Here is a 4,946-nt window from a genome sequence, read left to right as displayed (position 1 = left end):
CGGGCGCACGTAGAGGCTGCGCCCGCCCCAGGGGAGCATGACCTCCCCGACCTTCGCGCGACCGATGAGCACGTCGGTGAGACCGGCGCCGCCCTCCATGCCGAGGTATTCGGCGACCTTGGGCTTGCGAAGGTCGGTGTCGAGCAGGGCGACGCGCTTGCCGGCGTCGGCGAGGGCGATGGCGAGGTTGATCGTCGTGGTCGACTTGCCCTCGCTGGGGATCGAGCTGGTGATGACGAAGCTGGAGCGGCCGCCCATGTCGAGGAACTGCAGGTTGGTGCGCAGCGCCCGGAACGACTCGGCCCGGGGGCTGAGCGGATCGGCGTGGACGATGAGCGGGCGCTCCTTGGCCTTCGTGTCGTAGGCGATCGCGCCGATGCCGGGCGAGCCGGTGATCTGCTCGGCCTCGCGGGGCGTGCGCACCCGGTTGTCGAGGGTGGTGCGCAGCACCGCGACGCCGATGCCGAGGGCCAGGCCGACGAGAACACCGAGGGCGAGGTTCAGCGGCACGTTGGGGCTCGACGGCTTCAGCGCGGGCTGCGCGTCGCTGACGCGGCTGAGGCGGATGGCGCTGGCCCCGCTGTTGCTCTCGGGTTCGAGCTGCGGCACCGCGGAGGCGAGGCTCGCCGCGATCGCGTTGGCGATCTTGGCCGCCTGGACGGCGTCGGGGTCGGAGACCGTGATGGTGATGAGCGTGGAGTTGAGAGCGGCCGACGCCTTGACGTCTTTCGCGAGATCTTCGGCGGTGCGGGCGAGGCCGAGGTCGGCGATCACCGGGTTCAGCACGACGGGCGTCGTGGTGAGTCCCACGTAGGTGTTGATGCGTGCCTGTGCGAACGACGATCCCTGCTGCAGCTCCTGGGCCGTGTTGCCCGACTGCGTGGAGACGAAGACCGTGCTCGCGGACTCGTAGATCGGGGTCCTCGTGAGGGAGTAGCCCGCTGCCGCGCCGAGTCCCAGCAGGGTCAGCACGACGATCACGAGCCAGTTCTTGCGGAGGATGCGGATGTAGTCGCTGAGCTCCATGGTGCCTCTCGAAGACGCGCTGCCAGCCAGGAGGGGGGTTGCAAGGCCGGGACGATCGGACTCAGTCTGCCATAGCGGATGTTTCGGGCCGGTGTCCGGGCGGCAACACGTGCGTGTGCAGCCTGCACAGGTCGTCGTCGCCGTCCGTGCCGCCGTGGGGATCCGTCATCATCACCCCACATCGCTCAGCAGCTCAGCAGCTCAGCAGCTCAGCAGCTCAGCAGCTCAGCAGTTCAGCGCGTAGCGGGCACCCCCACCGATGCGGGGCGTGCGATCGGTGTCGATCCACGGCGGCGGGATGAACCACACCCGCGCGGCCACTCCGACGCCGTCGACGCGGATCTCCCACCCGTCGCTGTGGATGCGATGGTGGCAGCCGGTGCACAGCAGCACGCCGTTGTCGAGGTCGGTGGGCCCGGCATCCCGGTTCCACCAGGCGATGTGGTGCCCGTGAGTCCACGCCGGCGGAGCCCCGCAGAACGCGCAGCCGCCGTCGCGTTCGGCGAGGGCGAGCTTCTGTGCGGGTGAGAACAGGCGGCGCGTGCGACCCCAGTCGAGAATCTCGCTGTCGCCGCCGAGAACGCACGGAATGACCTGCAGGTCGGCGGCGAGCCGGCGTACTTCCGCGGCGGGCAGCGATGCGTCGAACCCGTCGATGCGCGCGACGCCGCACCCCGACTCGAGCTGGTCGAGCGTCATACGCACGACGACGGTGGTCGTCGCGACCGTGGGGACCTGCTCGCAGCCGAGGGCGTGCGCGCACAGTTCGTGCAGGGCGTCGGCTCTCATCTGCGGCACCGTGCGCTCGTCGCGAAGAGCGCCTGCCACGGGGTCGTCGCCGCCCCCGTGTTCGTGCCGCGGGGCGTGCTCGTTGTTCTGCAGCACGCGGGTGACCATCGCGTCGAGCACCGTCTTGATCGGCGCGGCGGTGGCCACATCGAACACCCCGGTGAGGTGGAGCATGCCGTCTCGCTCCTGCACCCGCAGCGCGCGGGCCGACCGATGCTCCTCGTGCGCGGCGGCGAGCCCGTCGGGGTCGAGTTCGGCCTCCGCGTGCGCCAGCAGCCTGGTCAGCTCGTCGGCCCGCAGTCCGGGTGCCCGCTGGCAGAGGTCGCGCTCGGCGGCATCCCTGCGCGCGGAATCGACGCGGAGCGACAGCTTGTCGAGCAGAGTGATGATCGCCGACGCCGCTGTCATCGACAGAGCGCCCGCCGCCACAGCCGCCGCCACGTGCGGATGCGCGGCGGGTCGCGACTCGCCGCTGATACTGGTGCGCGGCGCCGTGCTCTCGCCCACCTGCACGAGTCTGATCGCTTCGCCCACGCTCGCGCCGGTCGTGGCTTGGATCAGCGCGACGGGGGAGCGGAAGCCCTGCTTCTTGGCGAGGGAGTCGCCCCCGAGCTGCGGCCGCGACTGACGGGAGATCTCGGCTGCGACGGGCGCGAACGCGGCGTCGACCTGGCGCATGAGCACGCCGAAAGCGCGATTCACCTCGACGAGCGCGCTCGGTGACAGCGCGGCCGGCGCCTGTGCACCGCCCGCCGCCGCGAGCGCGTCGAGCGCTGCGGCGATGCCATCGAGCCTGTTCTCCATGACTTTGATATTAGAACATACCTACGACACTCGTCGGAGTTGTCCACAGGGGTCGAGGCGCTTCGACTGGCTGCGCTCGCTCAACGACCGGTAGCGCCCGACCGCCACCACTACTCCCGGTCGTTGAGCGAGCGCGAAGCGCGAGTCGAAACGCCGACCGCGTCGAGGTCAGCCGAAGGCGATCCGCACGACGCGTTCGACGGCGACGAGCCCCGGCTCGAGCTCGACTGCGGAGCGTTCGTACGTCGCCGCGGAGCGGCCGTAGGGGTCGATGACGTCGTCGTCCTCGGGGGATGCCGGGGGCAGCGTGATCCCGCGCCGCCCGGCGACCGCGCCCAGCGCGGCGGCGAAGCGCTCCCGCGGGGGTGCGCCCTCCCCGGCGGTCGCTGCGGCCGTGCGCAGGTCGTCGTCGCTCAGATCGGCGGCGAGGCGGGCGAACTCGCGCGCCGTGAAGGCCTGTCGCATGCGCGAGGGGTCGAGCTCGACGACTTCGCGGCGGTGGTCGCGCGCCATGGCGAGCACGAGATCGGCGGTGCGCACGTGCACCGGGGTGAGGTAGCGGGCGCCGTGGGCCGCCACGAGTGCCGGGTCGACGCCGCGGGCGAGGGCGAGGTCTGCGGCTTCGGGAGTCATCGGCATCCCGTCGCGCGCGCGAGCGCCGGCGCTGGAGACGCGCACCGGAAGATCGGCGAGGCGGGTGGCCAGCAGCTGCGCGGCCAGGGGGGAACGGCAGATGTTGCCGGTGCACACGGTGAGGATCTCGAGCACGGTGACTTCCGGTGTCGATAGAGCGGGGGAGGGAGTGTGTGGCTCGCCACGTGACCGGTAGTTTGGCCACGTGCCCGATCAGCTTAGCGACCCCGGTTCGTCCGCCCTCGAGGCGTCGACGCCTGCACGCCGGTCGCCAAGCGAGCGCGGCGCGTCGGAGGCGTCTGGCGAGGCCGCGACGCCCGGGCGCCGTCGTCGCAAGCGCACCGACTGGCGTCTGGGCGGTACGGCGGTGCGCCAGTGGGACCTCTCCGTCCTGTCGGCGGCGCTCATCGGGGTGGGGCTCGGTGTCGTCGGCGGCGGCGCCGTGAGCCGTATCGCGGCGCCGTGGGCCGCCACCGCCTCGACCGTGGTGCTGTGGCTCGGGCTCGGTGCCGCCGTCGCGTTCGCATTCGCGCGGTCACGGCCGGCCGGGCTGCTGAGGTTTCGGCCGATCGATGTGCTGTGGGGCGTCGGGCTGGGGCTCGGCCTGCGTCTGCTGCAGGGCTGGGTGAGCGGTGCGGATGCCGCGGCCTTCCCCTCCGCGATGGCGCTCGACGGCGGCCTGCCCTCGGGGTGGTGGCTGACGGAGGCGATTCCGGCGGGGCTGGTCGCGCCGCTGGTCGAGGAGTTCTTCTTCCGCACGGTCGTTCTCATCGCGGTGTATCAGTTGCTGCGGCGGAGCGTGGGTGGGGTGGCGGCCGCGGTGACGGCGGCGCTGGTGTCGGCGGGCGGCTTCGTGCTGCTGCACGCGACGGCCGGGGCGTTGACGCTGGTCGACGGCATCCAACTCTTCGCGGTCGGGGGCACGTGCGCGCTGGTGGTTCTGCTCACGGGCCGCATCTGGGGCGCCGTGTTGACGCACGTGGTCTACAACGTGTCGTATCTGGTGCTCGTCGTCGTCGGAACGTGGGGTGCCGTCGCGCCCGCGGCGCCGTCGCTCGGCTGACGATTCCGCACGCGACACCAAGTTTTCACCAAAAGGATGATGAGAGCCCTCTCATCGTCCTCATAGGCTCGGGTGTCACCGGGAGTCATCAGCCCGTCACGCGTCACACACCTGACACATTCGGCTGATAATCTCCCGACAGCCGGGGGGCCGAAACCGAGATATAGGAGGAAGCCGAAGTGTCGACCGATATTCAGGTCGATGCGACGACGGAGTCGCCTCACGACTCGACAGCACCCCGCGCGGACAGCGGCTCCATCACTGCTCCGGCCGGTGCGTCGACTCAGGCCACCAGCACCATGCGTCCCGCTGCCCCACCCTTCAACGATTGGCGTCGCCGCTTTCAGCGCCGGCTCATCGTCAGCGACTTCCTCGTGCTGACCTGGGCCGTGTTCGGCGCTCAGATCGCGTGGTTCGGCTTCGGCAATGCGCAGATCGCCATGCGCGACGACTCCCGCATCACCGACTTCTCTTATTGGGCCTTCTCGGTTCTCCTGATCGTGCTGTGGATGGGCGCGCTGTCGTGGAGCGACTCCCGCAGCTACCGCGTCATCGGCATCGGCACGAGCGAGTACGTGCGCATCGCCGTGTCGAGCTTCCGCTTGTTCGGTGTGATCGCGATCTTCGCGTT

General features: G+C 70.7%; 4 protein-coding genes and 1 pseudogene. 2 read left to right on the top strand and 3 right to left on the bottom strand.

Annotated features, from left to right (window positions below):
- From I5I_RS11965 to I5I_RS11955, 3 genes are all read right to left on the bottom strand, one after another.
- On the bottom strand, positions 1-1,026 hold a 1,026-nt coding region (locus I5I_RS11965; protein WP_036319817.1), incomplete at its 3' end, for a YveK family protein.
- 225 nt (positions 1,027-1,251) lie between these two features.
- Positions 1,252-2,619, bottom strand: a complete 1,368-nt coding sequence (locus I5I_RS11960; RefSeq protein ID WP_036319814.1) for an HNH endonuclease — start codon at positions 2,617-2,619, stop codon at positions 1,252-1,254.
- 168 nt (positions 2,620-2,787) lie between these two features.
- The gene (locus I5I_RS11955; RefSeq protein ID WP_036319811.1) at positions 2,788-3,387 is read right to left on the bottom strand and encodes an arsenate reductase/protein-tyrosine-phosphatase family protein; all 600 of its coding nucleotides are present in this window, start codon (positions 3,385-3,387) and stop codon (positions 2,788-2,790) included.
- 70 nt (positions 3,388-3,457) lie between these two features.
- Between I5I_RS11955 and I5I_RS11950 the strand changes: the two genes are divergently transcribed.
- Together I5I_RS11950 and I5I_RS11945 are read left to right on the top strand one after the other, a co-directional pair.
- A complete protein-coding gene (locus tag I5I_RS11950; RefSeq protein WP_239640110.1) occupies positions 3,458-4,315 on the top strand; it encodes a CPBP family intramembrane glutamic endopeptidase in 858 nt (285 codons plus the stop codon).
- A gap of 179 nt (positions 4,316-4,494) precedes the next feature.
- Positions 4,495-4,946: pseudogene (locus tag I5I_RS11945) on the top strand (sugar transferase); the annotation flags it as partial.

Source organism: Microbacterium sp. B24 (genome assembly GCF_000333415.1).
In the GTDB taxonomy this organism is placed as follows: Bacteria; Actinomycetota; Actinomycetes; order Actinomycetales; family Microbacteriaceae; genus Microbacterium.
The sequence above is the reverse complement of the archived record's forward strand: the minus strand, read 5'-3'. Positions and strand labels throughout refer to the sequence as shown.

Bases quoted from the DNA above. Each gene is read 5' to 3' on its own strand.
- I5I_RS11960 (WP_036319814.1), bottom strand. From the start codon at position 2,619: ATGGAGAACAGGCTCGATGGCATCGCCGCAGCGCTCGACGCGCTCGCG.